At 70.9% G+C, this 16,843-nt stretch carries 17 protein-coding genes and 1 pseudogene; 13 read left to right on the plus strand and 5 right to left on the minus strand.

Going from position 1 to position 16,843, the window contains the following annotated elements; genetic code table 11:
* Window positions 1-178: 178 nt before the first annotated feature.
* On the plus strand, window positions 179-1,006 hold the full coding sequence (locus OHS57_RS28670; RefSeq protein ID WP_328583745.1) for a sulfurtransferase: 828 nt from the start codon (window positions 179-181) through the stop codon (window positions 1,004-1,006).
* An 84-nt stretch (window positions 1,007-1,090) separates the two neighbouring features.
* Here OHS57_RS28670 and sepH read toward each other — a convergent pair whose 3' ends face one another.
* Complete coding sequence (gene sepH / locus OHS57_RS28675; RefSeq protein ID WP_328583746.1) at window positions 1,091-2,137, minus strand: septation protein SepH; 1,047 nt, start codon at window positions 2,135-2,137, stop codon at window positions 1,091-1,093.
* 466 nt (window positions 2,138-2,603) lie between these two features.
* Between sepH and OHS57_RS28680 the strand changes: the two genes are divergently transcribed.
* Entirely contained in the window at window positions 2,604-3,458 is an 855-nt protein-coding gene (locus OHS57_RS28680) for a hypothetical protein (protein WP_328583747.1), read from the plus strand.
* 15 nt (window positions 3,459-3,473) lie between these two features.
* Here OHS57_RS28680 and OHS57_RS28685 read toward each other — a convergent pair whose 3' ends face one another.
* Complete coding sequence (locus OHS57_RS28685; RefSeq protein WP_328583748.1) at window positions 3,474-4,811, minus strand: D-arabinono-1,4-lactone oxidase; 1,338 nt, start codon at window positions 4,809-4,811, stop codon at window positions 3,474-3,476.
* Window positions 4,753-6,032, minus strand: a pseudogene (locus tag OHS57_RS28690) (MFS transporter). Before OHS57_RS28690 ends, OHS57_RS28685 begins: the two are co-directional and overlap by 59 nt.
* 91 nt (window positions 6,033-6,123) lie before the next feature.
* Between OHS57_RS28690 and OHS57_RS28695 the strand changes: the two are divergent.
* A complete protein-coding gene (locus tag OHS57_RS28695) occupies window positions 6,124-7,251 on the plus strand; it encodes a ferrochelatase (RefSeq protein ID WP_041983343.1) in 1,128 nt (375 codons plus the stop codon).
* An 11-nt stretch (window positions 7,252-7,262) separates the two neighbouring features.
* Complete coding sequence (locus OHS57_RS28700; RefSeq protein WP_241778443.1) at window positions 7,263-8,081, plus strand: inositol monophosphatase family protein; 819 nt, start codon at window positions 7,263-7,265, stop codon at window positions 8,079-8,081.
* A gap of 142 nt (window positions 8,082-8,223) precedes the next feature.
* Here the strand turns inward: OHS57_RS28700 and OHS57_RS28705 are convergent, their stop codons facing one another.
* Window positions 8,224-8,397 carry a hypothetical protein gene (locus OHS57_RS28705; RefSeq protein WP_198533181.1) on the minus strand — a complete coding sequence of 58 codons (174 nt, stop codon included), beginning with the start codon at window positions 8,395-8,397 and terminating at the stop codon, window positions 8,224-8,226.
* Window positions 8,398-8,751: 354 nt separating this feature from the next.
* Here OHS57_RS28705 and OHS57_RS28710 point away from each other — a divergent pair, with 354 nt between their 5' ends.
* The 4 genes from OHS57_RS28710 (at window position 8,752) to OHS57_RS28725 (ending at window position 12,275) form a co-directional block, all read left to right on the plus strand.
* Window positions 8,752-9,405 (plus strand): response regulator transcription factor, encoded by a 654-nt coding sequence (locus OHS57_RS28710; protein ID WP_041983338.1) that lies wholly within the window; start codon window positions 8,752-8,754, stop codon window positions 9,403-9,405.
* A gap of 5 nt (window positions 9,406-9,410) precedes the next feature.
* Complete coding sequence (locus OHS57_RS28715; protein ID WP_041994920.1) at window positions 9,411-10,643, plus strand: sensor histidine kinase; 1,233 nt, start codon at window positions 9,411-9,413, stop codon at window positions 10,641-10,643.
* 404 nt (window positions 10,644-11,047) lie between these two features.
* A complete protein-coding gene (locus tag OHS57_RS28720) occupies window positions 11,048-11,344 on the plus strand; it encodes a DUF4193 domain-containing protein (protein WP_030902691.1) in 297 nt (98 codons plus the stop codon).
* A 13-nt stretch (window positions 11,345-11,357) separates the two neighbouring features.
* A complete protein-coding gene (locus tag OHS57_RS28725) occupies window positions 11,358-12,275 on the plus strand; it encodes a hypothetical protein (RefSeq protein ID WP_041983335.1) in 918 nt (305 codons plus the stop codon).
* Window positions 12,276-12,320: 45 nt separating this feature from the next.
* Here the strand turns inward: OHS57_RS28725 and OHS57_RS28730 are convergent, their stop codons facing one another.
* Window positions 12,321-12,779, minus strand: a complete 459-nt coding sequence (locus OHS57_RS28730) for a DUF3093 domain-containing protein (protein ID WP_041983331.1) — start codon at window positions 12,777-12,779, stop codon at window positions 12,321-12,323.
* 57 nt (window positions 12,780-12,836) lie between these two features.
* Here OHS57_RS28730 and OHS57_RS28735 point away from each other — a divergent pair, with 57 nt between their 5' ends.
* From OHS57_RS28735 to kdpA, 5 genes are all read left to right on the plus strand, one after another.
* Entirely contained in the window at window positions 12,837-13,457 is a 621-nt protein-coding gene (locus OHS57_RS28735; protein ID WP_078863366.1) for a PaaI family thioesterase, read from the plus strand.
* On the plus strand, window positions 13,454-13,969 hold the full coding sequence (dut, locus tag OHS57_RS28740) for a dUTP diphosphatase (protein ID WP_041983325.1): 516 nt from the start codon (window positions 13,454-13,456) through the stop codon (window positions 13,967-13,969). The genes OHS57_RS28735 and dut overlap by 4 nt, the downstream gene beginning before the upstream one ends.
* A gap of 1 nt (window position 13,970) precedes the next feature.
* On the plus strand, window positions 13,971-14,762 hold the full coding sequence (locus OHS57_RS28745) for a DUF3710 domain-containing protein (protein ID WP_041983322.1): 792 nt from the start codon (window positions 13,971-13,973) through the stop codon (window positions 14,760-14,762).
* 310 nt (window positions 14,763-15,072) lie between these two features.
* Complete coding sequence (gene kdpF / locus OHS57_RS28750; protein ID WP_041983318.1) at window positions 15,073-15,162, plus strand: K(+)-transporting ATPase subunit F; 90 nt, start codon at window positions 15,073-15,075, stop codon at window positions 15,160-15,162.
* Window positions 15,163-15,165: 3 nt separating this feature from the next.
* Window positions 15,166-16,830 (plus strand): potassium-transporting ATPase subunit KdpA, encoded by a 1,665-nt coding sequence (gene kdpA, locus OHS57_RS28755; RefSeq protein ID WP_328583749.1) that lies wholly within the window; start codon window positions 15,166-15,168, stop codon window positions 16,828-16,830.
* The last annotated feature ends 13 nt before the right edge of the window (window positions 16,831-16,843 follow it).

Consider the following 16,843-nt stretch of genomic DNA (forward strand, 5'->3'; position numbering starts at 1 on the left):
CTGGGGCGTGTCCGCGAAGTCCCGCTCCGGGTCGCGGGGACACTCCCAAGCAGACTCTCGCACCACCCGGCCCGCCGCGCTTCTCGACTCCACCGCTTTTGGCGTGATCTGGATTCGGTGTTTACCGCGCGTTTTGGCGGCGTTACGCGGCTATGACGGGGTGCGCGAGGATGGCGGTATGACAGCCATCATCACCGCGACGGAACTCGCGGGCGAGTCGGCCGGACCCCGGCCGCCCGTCCTCCTGGACATCCGCTACACGCTGGGCGGGCCGCCCGGCCGCCCCGCGTACGAGGCGGGGCATCTGCCGGGCGCCGTTTACGTCGATCTGGACACCGAACTGGCCGGTGAGCCCGGGCCCGCGGGGCGCCATCCGCTCCCCGACGCTGCCGCTTTCGGCGCCGTGATGCGCCGCGCCGGTGTGTCCGCCGACTCGTCCGTGGTCGTCTACGACGGAGCTCAGGGCTGGTCGGCGGCGCGCGCCTGGTGGCTGCTGCGCTGGGCGGGCCACCAGGACGTCCGCGTACTGGACGGCGGTCTCGCAAGCTGGACAGGGCCGCTGTCCACCGAGATTCCGAAGCCCGAGGAGGGCGACTTCCGCCCGGCGCCCGGCGGACTCCCGGTGCTCGACGCGGACGGCGCCGCCGCGCTCGCCCGGCGGGGACTCCTGCTCGACGCGCGGGCCGCCGAGCGCTACCGGGGCGAGATCGAGCCGATCGATCCGGTGGCCGGCCATGTGCCAGGCGCGCACTCCGCTCCTACGAGCGGGAATCTGGCCGAAAATGGCACCTTCCTCCCGACTGCTGATCTTGTGAGCCGGTTCGAGGCCCTGGGCGCCACCCCCGGCACCGAGGTCGGGGTCTACTGCGGCTCGGGCGTGTCGGCGGCCCAGCAGGTGCTGGCGCTGGAGATCGCGGGCATCCCGGCGGCGCTGTACGCGGGCTCCTGGTCGGAGTGGTCGGCGGACACCACCCGCCCGGTCGCCACCGGACCGGACCCCGCCTAGGCCGGACAGCGCGATGGCCCGTACGCATCAGATGCGTACGGGCCACCGCGCTGTCGCGTAGAACGAAGCGCGTACGACGAAGCGCTACTCCTGCTTCTTGCGGCGCGTGCCGAAGACGATCTCGTCCCAGCTCGGCACCGCCGCGCGCCTGCCGGGCCGGACACCGTCCGCCTCGGCCTGCCGGTCCGTCGTGCCGGTGAGCCGGTCGCGGTGACCGGAGACCGAGCGCGGCATGAGCACGTCCGCGTAGGCGGACCCGGCACCGGCCGAAGCCGCGGGCGCCGGCGGCTCCTCGGCCTCCGGCTCCTGCGCGGGCTCGGCGGCGGGCGGCTCGGGCGGCGCGGGCCGCTCGGGCACGACCATGTCGCCACGGAAGCTCGGTACCGCCTCCAGCAGGCTCGTCAGCGAGTCGCGCTCACTGGTCTCGTCGGGCTCCGCCGGTACGCCGGGGCGCTCCATGGCCCGGTCGAGGGCGCGGTCGAGCGGCCGGTCGCGCGGCAGCCTGGCGATCCGGGGCACGAACGGGAAGCTCGGCTCCTGGCTCGGGGCCGCCAGCGTGTCGTCGGGATCGCCGATCAGCGCGCGCGCCTCGTCGTCGACGGCCTGGACGAGCCGCCTGGGCGGGTCGTACGTCCAGCTCGCCGAGTGCGGTTCACCGGCGACGCGGTAGACCAGCAGCACCTCCCAGGTGCCGTCGTCCCGCCGCCAGGAGTCCCACTGGACGGTCTCCTTCTCGGCGCCGCGCAGGGTGAGCCGCTCCTGCACCGCCTCACCGAGCTGGGGACCCGCGTTCTCGCCGGGCCGCCGGACAGCTGTCTTCCGCGCGCGCTCGGCCATGAAGGCGCGCTCGGCCAGCACGGGGCCCTCGAAGCGCCTGACCCGGTCGACGGGGATGCCGGCGAACTGGGCGACCTCTTCGGCCGATGCTCCGGCCCGTATCCGCGCCTGGATGTCACGGGGCCTGAGGTGGCTCTCCACCTCGATCTCGATCTGACCGAGCCTGGCACGGTCGTTCCGTACGGCTGCCCGCAGCCGCTCGTCGATCGGCAGCGTGTATTCCGTGCTGTCGGCAGCCTTGAGCACCAGTCGTGTGCCGTCGTTCGAGACGGCCACGACACGCAGTTCGGGCATGGGAACCTCCCGGGTGGTGCCTGCCGACGTCACGTGCGTCGCTGCTTCCGCTAGTCGAGTGTGGCCTGCCCGGGTGCAGCCTGCCACAACCTTGCCGTGTTGCCCGGCGTGTCGGGCAGGGGTCCTGGATCGCCGTTATGGCACGGTTACCTGTTTGCGACGCAGAGTGACGGACCGGTCACTCTGTGCAGCAGGCGTCCGTGCGGCGCAACGGCCCCGCCGGATCGAGTGCCACTTCGGCCCCCTTCCGGAGGTCCCGGACACCCGCGAGGGAGTCCGGCCCCAGGGCTCGCCACAGTACTCCATTCGGGCCATCCGGGTGGGCTGACGCGCCGCCCAAGTTCTCCGTGACCACGGGAGTTGAGCCCTTCCCCCGGCCGTCGTCCGGTGTTGCGCTTCACACAATCCGCAGAATCGGAAGGTTTCACTTCGCCCAATTGTCCCTTCCTGATGCAGGGTGGGGCAGATGGGCAAGCAGGGGCTGGAGATGAATCAGCGGCAGGACGGCGGGGCGACGCCGGGCGCGGACGACGAAGGGGGGCGCGGGGGGCGGCGGCTCGACCTCAGCCTTCCGCAGGTCGCGGGCAGTGCGGTCGCCGCCATCGCGGCTGCGGTGCTCGCCTCCCAGCTCGGCGTGTACGGCACGATCATCGGCGCGGGTGTGGTCAGCGTGATCGCGACGTGCGGGGCCTCCGTCTTCCAGCATCTGTTCCGGCGCACCGGCGAGCAGATACGTGTAGTGACGGTCCAGGCGAAGCCGAAGGGCCGTCAGGTCCCGGTGCGGGACGCGGGCTCGGGCCCGGTCACCCTCGCCGAGGCGCCGGACGGGGAGTTCGGTGAAGCCACCACGCACGGCACCCGGGTACGGGGCTGGAAGCGCCCGGTCATCGCCGCGGCCGTCGTCTTCCTGGTGGCGATGATCGGCATCACCGGCTTCGAACTGGTCTCGGGACAGGACCTCAGCGGCGGCAAGGGCACAACCGTCGGCTCGGTCGTCGGAGGCAGCGGCGGAGGAGGCGGTGGCGGGCAACCGTCCGAGCCGTCCCCTCAGCCCGGTGACACCCAGCGGTCACAAGACCCAGGTCAGGACCCCGGTGGCGCCCCCGGCGACGACGGGACCAGTCAGGTCACCCCGTCCCCCGGCGACTCCCCGAGCAGCGGGGACGGCGGGCAGCAGGTCGGACCTTCGCGGAGCCCCGGCACCCCGCAGCCCTCGCCCTCCGACAGCGCGCCCACCCCTTCGGCACTCGCCCCGACGCCTTCGCAGGGCGACGGTGGCGCCGCCACGTCGGAGACCGGTACGGGCACCTCGGGGCAGTGAGGTGCCGTGGGTCCGTCAGTCGCCGAGCACCCGGCGCAGGTAGTCGTTGGCGAACAGCCGGTCGGGATCGAGCCGGTCGCGCAGCGCCGTGAACTCGCCGAAGCGCGGGTACACGCCCGCCAGATACTCCGCGTCCCGGGTGTGGATCTTCCCCCAGTGCGGCCGGCCGCCGTGCGCCGTCATGATCCGCTCCACCGCGGTGAAGTACGCCTGGTGCGGGGTGCCTCGGTAGAGATGCACGGCGATGTAGACGCTCTCCCGGCCCGAGGCCGTCGACAGCGCGATGTCGTCGGCGGGCGCCGTCCGCACCTCCACCGGAAAACTCACCCGCAGCGGTGAACTCTCCACCATCGCCTTGACCTCGCGCAGCGCGTCGGCCGCAGCGGCGCGCGGCAGCGCGTACTCCATCTCCACGAACCGCACCCGGCGCGGTGAGGTGAAGACCTTGTAAGGAATGTCCGTGTACGTACGGGCCGACAGCGCGCGGCTGGAGACCTTCGCGATGGCGGGGATGGTCACCGGCACGGCCCGGCCCAGCGAACACGCGGCCTGGAAGACGCCGTTGGAGAGGAACTCGTCCTCGATCCAGCCGCTGACCCGGCCGGGCGGGGCGGCGGGGCCCGCGCTGCGGTTGTTGCGCTTGGTGTTGCAGTTGCCGGTGTGCGGGAACCAGTAGAACTCGAAGTGCTCGTTCTCGGTGAAGTGCTCGTCGAACTCGGCGGTCACCCGGTCGAAGCTCATCGGCTCCTCACGGGCCGTCAGCAGGAAGACCGGCTCGACGGCGAAGGTGATCGCGGTCACTACACCCAGCGCCCCCAGCCCGATCCTGGCGGCGGCGAAGACTTCCGGGTTCTCGTCGGCGGAGCAGCGCAGCAGCGAGCCGTCGGCGGTGACGAGTTCCAGCGCGCGGATCTGGGCGGCTATCGACGCCGAGTCGCGGCCCGTGCCGTGCGTCCCGGTGGAGGTCGCGCCCGCGACGGTCTGCTCCATGATGTCGCCCATGTTCGTGAGCGACAGGCCCGCGCGGGCCAGCCCCGCGTTCATCCGCTTCATGGGGGTGCCCGCCTCGACGGTGACGGTCCTCGCCGCCCGGTCGACCGAGCGGATGCCGGTCAGCAGGTCGGGCCGTACGAGCACCCCGTCGGTCGCCGCCGCCGAGGTGAACGAGTGGCCCGTACCGACGGCCTTGACCTTGAGCCCGTCCTCCGCCGCCCGGCGGATGACCGCGGCCAGCTCGTCGACGGACCTGGGGGAGACCGTGCGGGCCGGCCGGGCGGTGACGTTCCCCGCCCAGTTACGCCAGGCTCCGCCCCTCGTCGTGGTCGCCGTCCTCGTCGACTGGCTCCAGCTCATCGGCCCCGCTCCCTCGTCGCACAGTTTCCGGCCGTACGGCCGTCGGCACGCGCAGCCGGCGAGCCCCCAGGACCGCCACCACGGCCGCGAGCGCCCCTGCGGCGGCGGGTACCCAGTACCCCGCCTCGGCCCCCGCCGCATCGACCACCCAGCCGCCCGCCGACGAGCCGAGCGCCACCCCGACCAGGAGCCCGGTACTGGTCCAGGTCATTCCCTCGGTCAGTTCGGTACGCGGTACGTGCGCCGCGACGAGGGCCATCGTGGTGACCATCGTCGGTGCGACCAGGAGCCCCGAGACGAAGAGCGCCACGGCCAGGAACGGCAGGCTCCCGGCCAGTTGGAGAGGGATCATACTCACGGCCATCGCACAGACACCCACCAGCCATCTCCGCGACGCCGAGCCGGTGAAGTGCAGCAGCCCGAACACCGCCCCCGCGAGACAGGACCCGAGCGCGTACACGGCGAGCACCAGGCTCGCCCACGACTTGTGGCCCTGCTCCTCGGCGAAGGCGACCGTCACCACGTCGATCGCGCCGAAGATCGCCCCGGTCGCCAGGAAGGTGGTCACCAGCACCCGCAGCCCGGGGGAGCGCAGCGCCGAACGCCCGGTGTGCTCCTCGCGCGGCCGCGCACGGGCTCGGTGGCGCGCTGCGCCGTCAGCCACAGGACACCGACCGCGAGGATGCAGGCGGCGAGCAGCGGACCCGCCTCGGGGAACCACGCGGTCGACAGACCGATGGAGACGATCGGGCCGACGATGAAGCACATCTCGTCGACGGTCGACTCCCACGCGTACGCGGTGTGCAGCTCGCGCGGTGAGTCCCGGTAGATCTCGGCCCAGCGCGCCCGCACCATCGAGCCCACGCTCGGCACGCTGCCCGCTCCGGCCGCGAAGACGAACAGCGTCCACTCCGGCGCCTCCTGCTGGGCGCAGAACAGCAGTCCGGCGACGGCCGCCACAGCGGCCAGTGCGGCGGGCCGCAGCACCCGCCGCTGGCCGTGCCGGTCGACCAGCCGGGAGATCTGCGGGCCGAGCGCGGCCGAGGACATCGCCAGCGTCGCCGAGAGCGCGCCCGCGAGGCCGTACCTGCCGGTGAGCTGCGAGATCATCGTCACGACGCCGATGCCCATCATGGACAGCGGCAACCTGCCGAGCAGACCGGCAGCGCTGAATCCCTTGGCGCCGGGAGTGGTGAAGATCGCCTGGTACGGACTGGGCAAGGGAACGCTCCGGTAAGGAATGAAGAAGGTCCGTACAGGTTACGAGTGCGGCGGTTGTCCGAGCGGCCAGGGCGGATGGCAGGATCGAAACATGCCCGAAGAGCTTGTGACTTCCCCCTACGACGCCCTGCTCCTGCTGTCCTTCGGCGGCCCCGAAGGCCCGGACGACGTCGTCCCGTTCCTGCGGAACGTGACCCGCGGCCGCGACATCCCCGAGGAACGGCTCAAAGAAGTGGGGAAGCACTACTTCCTGTTCGGCGGCGTCAGCCCGATCAACGAACAGAACCGCACCCTGCTGGCCGCGCTGCGCGCGGACTTCACCGAGCACGGCGTCGAGCTGCCGGTCTACTGGGGCAACCGCAACTGGGCGCCGTACCTGACCGACACCCTGCGGCAGATGGTCGCGGACGGCCGGCGCAGGATCGCGGTCCTCGCCACCAGCGCCTACGCCTCCTACTCGGGCTGCCGCCAGTACCGCGAGAACCTCGCCGACGCCCTCGCCACGCTCGCCGACGAGGGGCTTGAGCTGCCGCGCGTCGACAAGCTGCGGCACTACTTCAACCACCCGGGCTTCGTCCGCCCCATGATCGAGGGCGTGCTGGCCTCGCTCGCCGACCTGCCGGAGGATGTACGGGCCGGCGCGCACCTCGCCTTCACCACCCACTCCGTCCCGGAGGCCGCCGCCGACACGTCGGGGCCCGCCGACGCGCACGGCGACGGCGGCGCCTACGTCGCCGAACACCTCGACGTCGCCCGGCTGATCGCCGACACCGTGCGCGAGGAGACCGGCGTCGACCACCCCTGGCAGCTCGTCTACCAGTCGCGCAGCGGCGCCCCGCACATCCCGTGGCTGGAACCCGACATCTGCGACCACCTGGAGAAGCTGCACGGCGAAGGCGTCCCCGCCGTCGTGATGGCCCCCATCGGCTTCGTCTCGGACCATATGGAGGTCCTGTACGACCTGGACACCGAGGCCACGGCCAAGGCCGCCGAACTCGGCCTGCCCGTCCGCCGCTCGGCGACGGTCGGCGCCGACCCGCGCTTCGCCGCCGCCGTACGCGATCTCCTCCTGGAGCGGGCGGCGGCCGAGCGGGGCCGCGACCCCGAGCGCTGCGCGCTGGGCGCCCTCGGCCCGAGCCACGACCTCTGCCCGGTCGGCTGCTGCCCGGCCCGCGCCCCCAGGCCCGCCGCCGCGGGCGCCGACAGCCCGTACGCCTGAAGGAGCCCCTTGTGTCCGACGACGCCTCGACCGACGACTCGCTGACCGCCGAACTGCTCGCCCTCGCCCTGGAGGCCGCGCGGCAGGCCGGCGCGCTGCTGCGGGACGGCCGCCCCGACGATCTCGCCGTCGCCGCCACGAAGTCCAGCCCCATCGATGTCGTCACCGAGATGGACATCGCGGCGGAGAAGCTGATCACGACGTATCTCTCCGAGCACCGCCCGGACGACGGCTTCCTCGGCGAGGAGGGCGCCAGCTCGGCCGGCACCAGCGGGGTGCGCTGGGTGATCGACCCGCTCGACGGCACCGTCAACTATCTGTACGGGCTGCCGACCTGGTCCGTGTCCATCGCCGCCGAACGCGACGGCGAGACGCTGGTCGGTGTGGTGGAGATCCCGCTGCGCCGGGAGACCTTCCAGGCGGTACGGGGCGGCGGCGCTCTCGTCAACGGCCGGAGCGTCACCTGCCGCCCCTCGCCCTCGCTCGACCAGGCGCTGGTCTCCACCGGCTTCAACTACGTCACCACGGTCCGTACCCATCAGGCCGCCGTCGCCCAGCGGCTGATCCCGCGGCTGCGGGACATCCGGCGGGGCGGCTCGGCCGCCGTCGACCTGTGCGACGTGGCGGCGGGCCGGCTCGACGGCTACTTCGAGCGGGGGCTCTTCCCCTGGGACCTCGCGGCGGGCGAGCTGATCGCCAGGGAGGCGGGAGCGCTGACGGGCGGACGCCCCGGCGCGCGGCCCGACCGCGAGCTGACCGTGGCCGCGTCGCCCGGTGTCTTCGGACCCCTCCAGACGCTGCTGGAGGAGTACGGCGCCTGGCACGACTGACCCGAAGCCGGGGCATCCGGACGCCCGCACACGGAAGGGCCCCGGCGCCATCCCCTCGGCGCCGGGGCCCTTACCTGTGTGAACCTCGGGGACCCGCGCGTACCGACGCGGGCCGAACGTATGGGTCAGGACATGTACGGGGTCAGACGCTCGGCGCGCCGACCTCGACACCGTGTTCCGCGGCGAGGCGCCGCAGATCCTCCAGCTCTTCCTGCTCGACGTCCGCGAGGAAGTCGTCGCCCGTCTCACGGGCTCGTGTGAGGTCTGTCTGCGTGGCCCTTATACGCTGCAGCAGCCCTGCGGTGAATGCGTCCATTGCGCCCCCTCGTCGTGGGTCAGTGGCACGGGGGTGTGCCGACGTCATCGGTTCAGTGGCACGGGGGTGTGCCGACGGCGGTTCGATCTCGCACCCGTCTGTCTCTGGGGGACGGACCGGGCTATGACATGCCACGTACAGGGCGCGATCTCAGGTGTGAACTCGTCATCCCCAGCCCCGGCCGGGCAGAAACCTCAACTTCTCGAATAATCCTGTCTATTCCCGGTTGTGCCTGGTCGTCCGGCATCGTCTTACCGCCGGTTTATGGCCGTACCAGGCAGGATGGGGCAGCACCAGCCGTGGATGCGGCCCGGTAAGGACCGGTACAGAAGGCTTCGAGGAAGGAACAACGACGTGCGCGTACTCGTCGTCGAGGACGAGCAGCTGCTCGCCGATGCGGTGGCCACCGGACTGCGCCGGGAGGCCATGGCCGTCGACGTCGTGTACGACGGCTCGGCCGCCCTGGAGCGGATCGGCGTCAACGACTACGACGTGGTGGTGCTCGACCGTGACCTTCCGCTGGTCCACGGTGACGACGTGTGCCGCAGGATCGTCGAGCTGGGGCTGCCCACCCGGGTGCTGATGCTCACCGCCTCCGGCGATGTCAGCGACCGGGTCGAGGGCCTTGAGCTGGGCGCCGACGACTACCTCCCCAAGCCCTTCGCCTTCACCGAGCTGACCGCGCGGGTCCGCGCGCTCGGCCGCCGGACGACGGTGCCCCTGCCGCCCGTGCTCGAACGGTCCGGGATCAAGCTCGACCCCAACCGCCGCGAGGTCTTCAGGGACGGCAAGGAGATCCAGCTCGCGCCGAAGGAGTTCGCGGTCCTGGACGTCCTGATGCGCAGCGAGGGCACGGTGGTCTCGGCCGAGCAGCTGCTGGAGAAGGCGTGGGACGAGAACACCGACCCGTTCACCAATGTCGTGCGGGTCACCGTGATGACCCTGCGCCGCAAGCTCGGTGAACCTCCGGTGATCGTGACCGTGCCCGGCTCCGGCTACCGGATCTGATGCCGATGGCCGCCACCCCGGCGCCGCCCACGACGCCACCGAAACCGACCTGGGACCCCAGACGCCAGGAGCAGCTGCTCCCCTGGGTCCGCCCGACCATCCGGATACGGCTGACGCTGCTCTACGGCGGGATGTTCCTGATCGCCGGCATCCTGCTGCTGTCGATCATCTACATGCTGGCGGCGCAGGCACTGCACGTGGGCAGCGAGCTGCCGTTCAAGATCGTCTCGGGCAGGGTCAGCAGCCAGGTCTGCAACTTCCCCGCCAACGCCGATCCGGACACGTTCAACTCGCTGATGAACAGCTGCGTCAACCACCAGCGCCAGCAGGCGCTGGAGGACCTGCTGACCCGCTCGCTGTTCGCCCTGGTCGGCCTCAGCATCATCGCCTTCGCCTTCGGCTACGCGATGGCGGGACGGGTGCTCTCGCCGCTCGGCCGGATCACCCGTACCGCCCGCCGGGTGGTCGGCTCCGACCTGGCGCGCCGGATCGAGCTGGACGGCCCGGACGACGAGCTGAAGGAGCTGGCCGACACCTTCGACGAGATGCTGGAGCGCCTTGAGCGCGCCTTCACGGCGCAGCAGCGGTTCGTCGCCAACGCCTCGCACGAGCTGCGCACACCGCTCGCGATCAACCGCACGCTGCTGGAGGTCCATCTCTCCGACCCGGGCGCGCCGGCCGAGCTGCAGCAGCTCGGCAAGACCCTGCTGGCCACCAACGAGCGCAGCGAGCAGCTGGTCGAGGGGCTGCTGCTGCTCGCCCGCAGCGACAACCAGCTCGTGGACCGAAAACCGGTGGACCTCGCGGAGGTCGCCACCCGGGCCGTGGACCAGGCGCTGGCCGAGGCCGAGCAGAAGGGGGTGGAGATCCGCACCGCCTGTGTGCCGGCCGTGGTGCAGGGCAACGGCGTGCTGCTGGAGCGGATCGCGCTGAACCTCGTACAGAACGCCGTCCGTTACAACATCGCGGAGGGCGGCTGGGTGGAGGTCGGCACGGAGCTGCAGCAGGGTCAGGCGATCCTGCTGGTGTCGAACACGGGTCCCGTCGTTCCCGCGTACGAGATCGACAATCTCTTCGAGCCTTTCCGGCGGCTGCGCACCGAGCGCACCGGCAGTGACAAGGGGGTGGGTCTCGGCCTGTCGATCGCGCGCTCCGTCGCCAGGGCGCACGGCGGCCGTATCATCGCGGAACCCCGGGAGGGCGGCGGGCTCGTGATGCGCGTCACGCTGCCTGTCTGAAGCCGGGCCTCATGATGACGGACCTGAGCCATCTTTGTTCGCTTTGCGCGGAATTTTCTGGACACTTTCCTGTTGTGTCCATGTGTGATCGATCGCACGGTCGATTTCACGCCTATCTACGCTCCGTGATCAAGCCACCGCCGGAAAGCCAGTAAAGTCCGGGTTTCCAGAGGCCAGGATTACGGGAAGTACACGGGGTGGCGCCCGTGAAGTACGACATTCGGACCGTGTACGGTCCCCTTCGCCACCTGAAGCCGATCACTCGTGAGGGGTGCGGTTGGGTGTCGATTGAGTAACAGACCTTGATGTGAGGCAAAATCTCCGCCTCAGGTCGGGCACAAGTCCGGCCTCTCACGCGTTACGTGCGCTGGAGACACCACAGAAACCCAGAGGGGGAGAGCGACATGGCAACGGACTACGACACCCCACGCAAGACCGATGACGACGTCGATCAGGACAGCCTTGAGGAACTGAAGGCCCGTCGGAACGACAAGTCGACGTCAGCGGTTGACGTCGACGAGTTCGAGCAGGCGGAAGGCCTTGAGCTGCCCGGCGCGGATCTCTCCAACGAGGAGCTGTCCGTCCGGGTGCTGCCCAGGCAGGCCGACGAGTTCACCTGCATGAGCTGCTTCCTGGTGCATCACCGGTCCCAGCTGTCGAGGGAAAAGAACGGTCAGCCGATCTGCCGCGACTGCGACTGAGGTCGAGGCAGCCGTGGCAGACGACGCACCGTCCAGGAAACGACGCTTCCGGCGTAACAGTGCACCGGAGGCGTACCAGGGCGGCACAGGCCCGGCAGAAGGCACTGAGCCCTCTGCTGAGCACGCCGCTCTCCTGCACAGTCCCGGCGCACGTGACGACGAGCGAGGCCTGCCGGCCTCGCTCGGAGCAGACCAGGAAGACCACGACGACCCCGTGACCAAGGGCCGTCGCCTGGGTGCCGTCAAACGGGGAGTACGGAAAGGCGGCGCGAGCGCCAAGGCGGGGCTCGGCTTCGTCGCCGACCGGATCATCGACATCGCCCCGCGCGTGCCCGTGCGCGATCTGGCGACCCTGCGCGGGCAGTTCCCCGGCCTCGGGCCCGAGGAGCTGGCCGACAAGCTCGTCGCGGGCGCCGCCAACAGCACCTCGACCGTGGGCGCGGGCATCGGCGCCGCCGCGATGCTGCCCGTACCGCCGGCGATGCCGGCCGAGCTGGCCGCCGAGATCACGGCGGTCGCCGCGATCGAGCTGAAGCTGATCGCCGAGCTGCACGAGGTCTACGGACAGCGGCCGCCCGGCAATCTGCGCGAGCGCGGCACGGCCTATCTGACGTCCTGGACCGAGGAGCGCGGGGTCGACGTCACCAAGCCCGCCGCCTCCATCAACTCGGCCCTCAGCAACCGGATGAAGCGCGAACTGCGCCAGCAGATCATGAAGCGCACCGTCCGCAGCCTGCCGAACCTGGTCCCGTTCATGATCGGGGCCGCCGTCGGCGCCATGATGAACCGCCGCGACACCAAACACGTCGCCGAGCGCATCCGCGACGACCTGCGGACCAGGCAGGTCGCCTGGGACGCGCTGCCCGCCCTGCCCCCGCTGGAGCAGCCCAAGGAGCTGCCGCCCGAGTTCCCCAAGGAGCTGGGGAGCTAGGGCCTGTCGTCCGGCCCTGACGGCGCCGGCTCGTACGTACCGGAGTCAGCTCGCGCGCACCGCGTCGAGCGCCGAGGCGAGCGCCTGCGGGTCGCGGGTCGACAGATACAGGTACGGCGTCGGATCGTCCGGGTCGACGACCGGCACCCGCAGCGCCGTCGGGACGTAGCTGCGCAGCAGCATGAACGCACGCGGGTCGGCCTTGTGCAGCCGCCAGGCCCGCGCCTCCTCGCCGTCCAGCACCTCGGCCTCGCCGAGCGCCGAGACCGGGATCCTGGCGTCGCCCGCCACCAGCGAATCGGCCACCACCCGGATCCGCGCCGAGCCGTACGCGCTGACGCCGCCCGCCGCCAGCGCGCCCGCGCCCACCAGCCCGCCGAGCATCGGCAGCGGCCCCAGCGGCAGCAGGATCAGCGCGCCCGCCACCCCCACGAGGGCGGCGATGCCCCACCAGGAGGCCGGTGCGGTCAGACGTTCGTCGTAGCGTGCGGCGGAGTGCTCCATGGACCAAGCTTGGCACGGTGCGCCCGGCGGGCCGCCGCGCGGGTAAGGTCTGCGCCTGTGAGTAACGCGCCATCACCGGGAACACCCGCGGGCACCTCCGGGGGTTCCCCGGCCCTGACACCTCCGGCCGACGCCACGGCCCCGGTGCGGCATCCCGACGCCCCGGCTCCCGGAGAGCTGCTCGGCTCGCACTACCAGCACTGTTTCGGCTGCGGCGACCAGCAGCCGCACGGACTGCACCTCCAGGCGCGGGCCGGCGAAGGCGTCAGCCTCACCGCCGAGTTCACCGTCGGCGCGGCCCACCAGGGTGCGCCGGGGCTCGCCCACGGCGGGGTGCTGGCCACCGCGCTCGACGAGACGCTCGGCGCCCTCGGCTGGCTGCTGCGGGTGGTGGCGGTGACCGGGAAGCTGCAGACCGAGTACCTGCGTCCGGTGCCGGTCGGCACGGTGCTGTTCCTGGAGGCCGAGGTCACCGCCGTGCACGGCCGGAAGATCTACTCGACGGCCACCGGCCGGATCGGCGGCCCCGACGGGCGGGTGGCGGTCCGCGCCGACGCCCTGTTCGTCGAGGTCAAGGTCGATCACTTCGTCTCACACGGCCGCCAGGAGGAGATCCGGGCAGCCATGGCCGACCCCGACCAGATCAAGCGCGCACGTGCCTTCGAGGTGAACCCATGAGCCGTCCCCCTGTCGATGTGCTGATCCGCAGGACCGATCCGCAGGTGCCGCTCCCCGCTTACGGGCACCCCGGCGACGCCGGGGCGGATCTGGTCACCACCGAGGCCGCCGAGCTGGCGCCCGGTGAGCGTGCCGTGCTCCCGACGGGCGTGTCGATCGCGCTGCCGGACGGCTACGCGGCCTTCGTGCACCCGCGTTCCGGGCTCGCCGCCCGGTGCGGTGTCGCCCTCGTGAATGCCCCGGGGACGGTGGATGCCGGGTACCGTGGAGAGATCAAGGTGATCGTGGTGAATCTGGACCCGCGCGAGAGCGTGCGGTTCGAACGGTTCGACCGGATTGCCCAACTCGTCGTCCAGCAGGTCGAGAAGGTGCGCTTCCACGAGGTGGCGGAGCTTCCCGGTTCCGCGCGGGCCGAGGGGGGCTTCGGGTCCACCGGCGGCCATGCCGCCGTGGACGGCGCACAGGGTGGGAATCGATACGCTTCGGTCGTATCCGACCGGGAAGGACAGTGACGTGTTCGGACGTCGCAAGAAGAGTGGTTCCGCAGAGGACGCGACGGACGCGGCCGGCGAGGCAGGGCAGGACGTCGAGTCGTACGACGCCGCTGACGCCGACGCAGGCGCTGCCGACGCCGAGCCCGCGAGCCGCCGGGTGAACCTTCCTCCGGCCCCGCGGCCCGACGGTCCCTGGGACATCTCCGAGGTCAGCAAGGCCGACGACGGCCGGGTCGACCTGGGCGGCATCTTCGTGCCCGGAGTCGAAGGCATGGAGCTGCGGGTCGAGGTCGCCGGTGACGCGATCGTGGCCGCCACGGTCGTGGTGCGCGACAGCGCCGTACAGCTCCAGGCGTTCGCGGCGCCCAAGAAGGAAGGCATCTGGGGCGAGGTCCGCGAGGAGATCGCCACCGGCATCACCCAGCAGGGCGGCATCATCGACGAGGTCGAGGGCCCGCTGGGCTGGGAGCTGCGCGCGCAGGTCCCCGTACAGCTGCCCGACGGCACCGGAGGCGTCCAGCTGGTGCGCTTCATCGGGGTCGACGGCCCCCGCTGGTTCCTGCGCGGCGTGATCTCCGGGCAGGGCGCCGTGCAGCCCGAGGCCGCGGGCCTGCTGGAGAGCGTCTTCCGGGACACCGTGGTGGTACGTGGCGACGGACCGATGGCGCCCCGTGACCCGATCGTCCTGAAGCTCCCCAACGACGCGCAGATGGTGCCCGAGGGCGTCCAGCAGGACGAGCAGGAGGGCTCCCGGTTCTCCGGCGGCATGGGCTCGCTCCAGCGCGGCCCCGAGATCACCGAAGTGCGCTGACGAAGGGCCCGTCGGACGACGGGCGGAACACAGCTGAGAGCAGTGGGTCGTACCCCGGCACCCGGGGTGCGGCCCACTGGCGTTTCCCCTGGTCACGGCCGCTGACATATGGAGTGCGTCAAGCCGGTGCCCGTGGCCGTATGGGACACGTCAACGCGAGCGGAATCGGGCGGACGAGGAGGTTTCCTCAAGAAGTCAGATTCCGCCTCATCTCAGCTAGGAGCAGACCGATGGCCGACGTGGCCTTCGTCCTCACCACGATCGCGGTGTTCGCGCTGGTGGCTCTCATCGCCAAGGGGGTGGCGAAACTGTGAGCGCCGAGACAATCGTCGGCCTCGTCGTCGCCGTCGCCCTCCTGGTGTACCTCGTCCTCGCCCTCGTCCGTCCTGAGAGGTTCTGAGTGATGAGTCCCGTACTCGCCGGGGTGCTCCAGATGATCGCCCTGATCGTGGTACTCGGTCTGGTGTACCGCCCGCTGGGCGACTACATGGCACGGGTGTACAACTCGCCGAAGCATCTGCGCGTCGAGAAGTGGATCTACAGGGCCATCGGCGCCAACCCGGCCACCGAGATGCGCTGGCCCGCCTACCTGCGCGGCCTGCTCGCCTTCTCGCTCATCAGCGTGCTCTTCCTGTACCTGATGCAGCGGGTCCAGGGGAGCCTGCCCGGCTCGCTCGGCTTCTCGTCGATCGACCCCGACCAGGCCTTCAACACGGCGGCGTCCTTCGTCTCCAACACCAACTGGCAGTCGTACTACGGCGAACAGGCCATGGGCCACGTCGTACAGACCGGTGGCCTCGCCGTCCAGAACTTCCTCTCGGCGGCTGTCGGCATGGCCGTCGCCGTCGCCCTCATCCGGGGCTTCGTCCGCTCCCGTACCGGTGAACTGGGCAACTTCTGGGCGGACATGGTGCGCGGCACCGTCCGCATCCTGATCCCGATCGCGTTCATCGGCGCCGTCGTGCTGGTCGCCTGCGGCGCCGTCCAGAACTTCTCCGGGATCCACGAGGTCGGCCAGTTCGCCGGCGGCTCGCAGCAGTGGAACGGCGGCGCGGTCGCCTCCCAGGAGGCCATCAAGGAGCTGGGCACCAACGGCGGCGGTTACTTCAACGCCAACTCGGCCCACCCGTTCGAGAACCCGAGCGGGATCTCGAACCTCCTGGAGATCTTCCTGATCCTGGTCATCCCCTTCGCCCTGACCCGCACCTTCGGCACGATGGTCGGCTCGGTCAAGCAGGGATACGCGATCCTCGCCGCGATGGTGACGATCTGGATCGGTTTCACCGCCCTGATGATGTGGACCGAGTTCCACCACGGCGCGCCCGCCTTCAACATCGCGGGCGGTGCCATGGAGGGCAAGGAGACCCGCTTCGGGGTCGGCGGCTCGTCGCTCTTCGCGACGACCACCACGCTCACGTCGACGGGCGCCGTCAACTCGTTCCACTCGTCCTTCACCGGATTCGGCGGCGGAATCACCCTGCTGGGCATGATGCTGGGCGAAGTGGCGCCGGGCGGTGTCGGCTCCGGGCTCTACGGCATGCTGATCCTCGCGATCGTCGCCGTCTTCATCGCCGGCCTGATGGTCGGCCGTACGCCCGAGTACCTGGGCAAGAAGATCGGCACCCGCGAGATCAAGTTCGCCGCGCTCTACATCATGATCACGCCGGCCCTCGCGCTCGGCTTCACCGCCGCGTCCATGGCGATGACCACGCCGAAGAACTCGATGCTCAACAGCGGCGCGCACGGCTTCTCCGAAGTCCTGTACGCCTTCACGTCCGGTGCCAACAACAACGGCTCGGCCTTCGCCGGACTCAGCTCCGACACCCAGTGGTACAACACCACGATCGGGTTGGCGATGCTGCTCGGCCGGTTCCTGCCGATCGTCTTCATCCTGGCGCTGGCGGGCTCGCTCGGTGAGCAGAAGAAGATCCCGGCGTCGCTGGGCACGCTGCGCACCCACAAGCCGCTGTTCGCGGGGCTGCTCGTCGCCACCGTCATCGTCGTCAGCGGTCTGACCTACTTTCCCGCGCTCGCGCTGGGACCGCTGGCCGAGGGGCTGGCGTCATGACCACTCGTCTGAA

This window comes from Streptomyces sp. NBC_00370 (assembly GCF_036084755.1).
Lineage (GTDB): Bacteria > Actinomycetota > Actinomycetes > Streptomycetales > Streptomycetaceae > Streptomyces.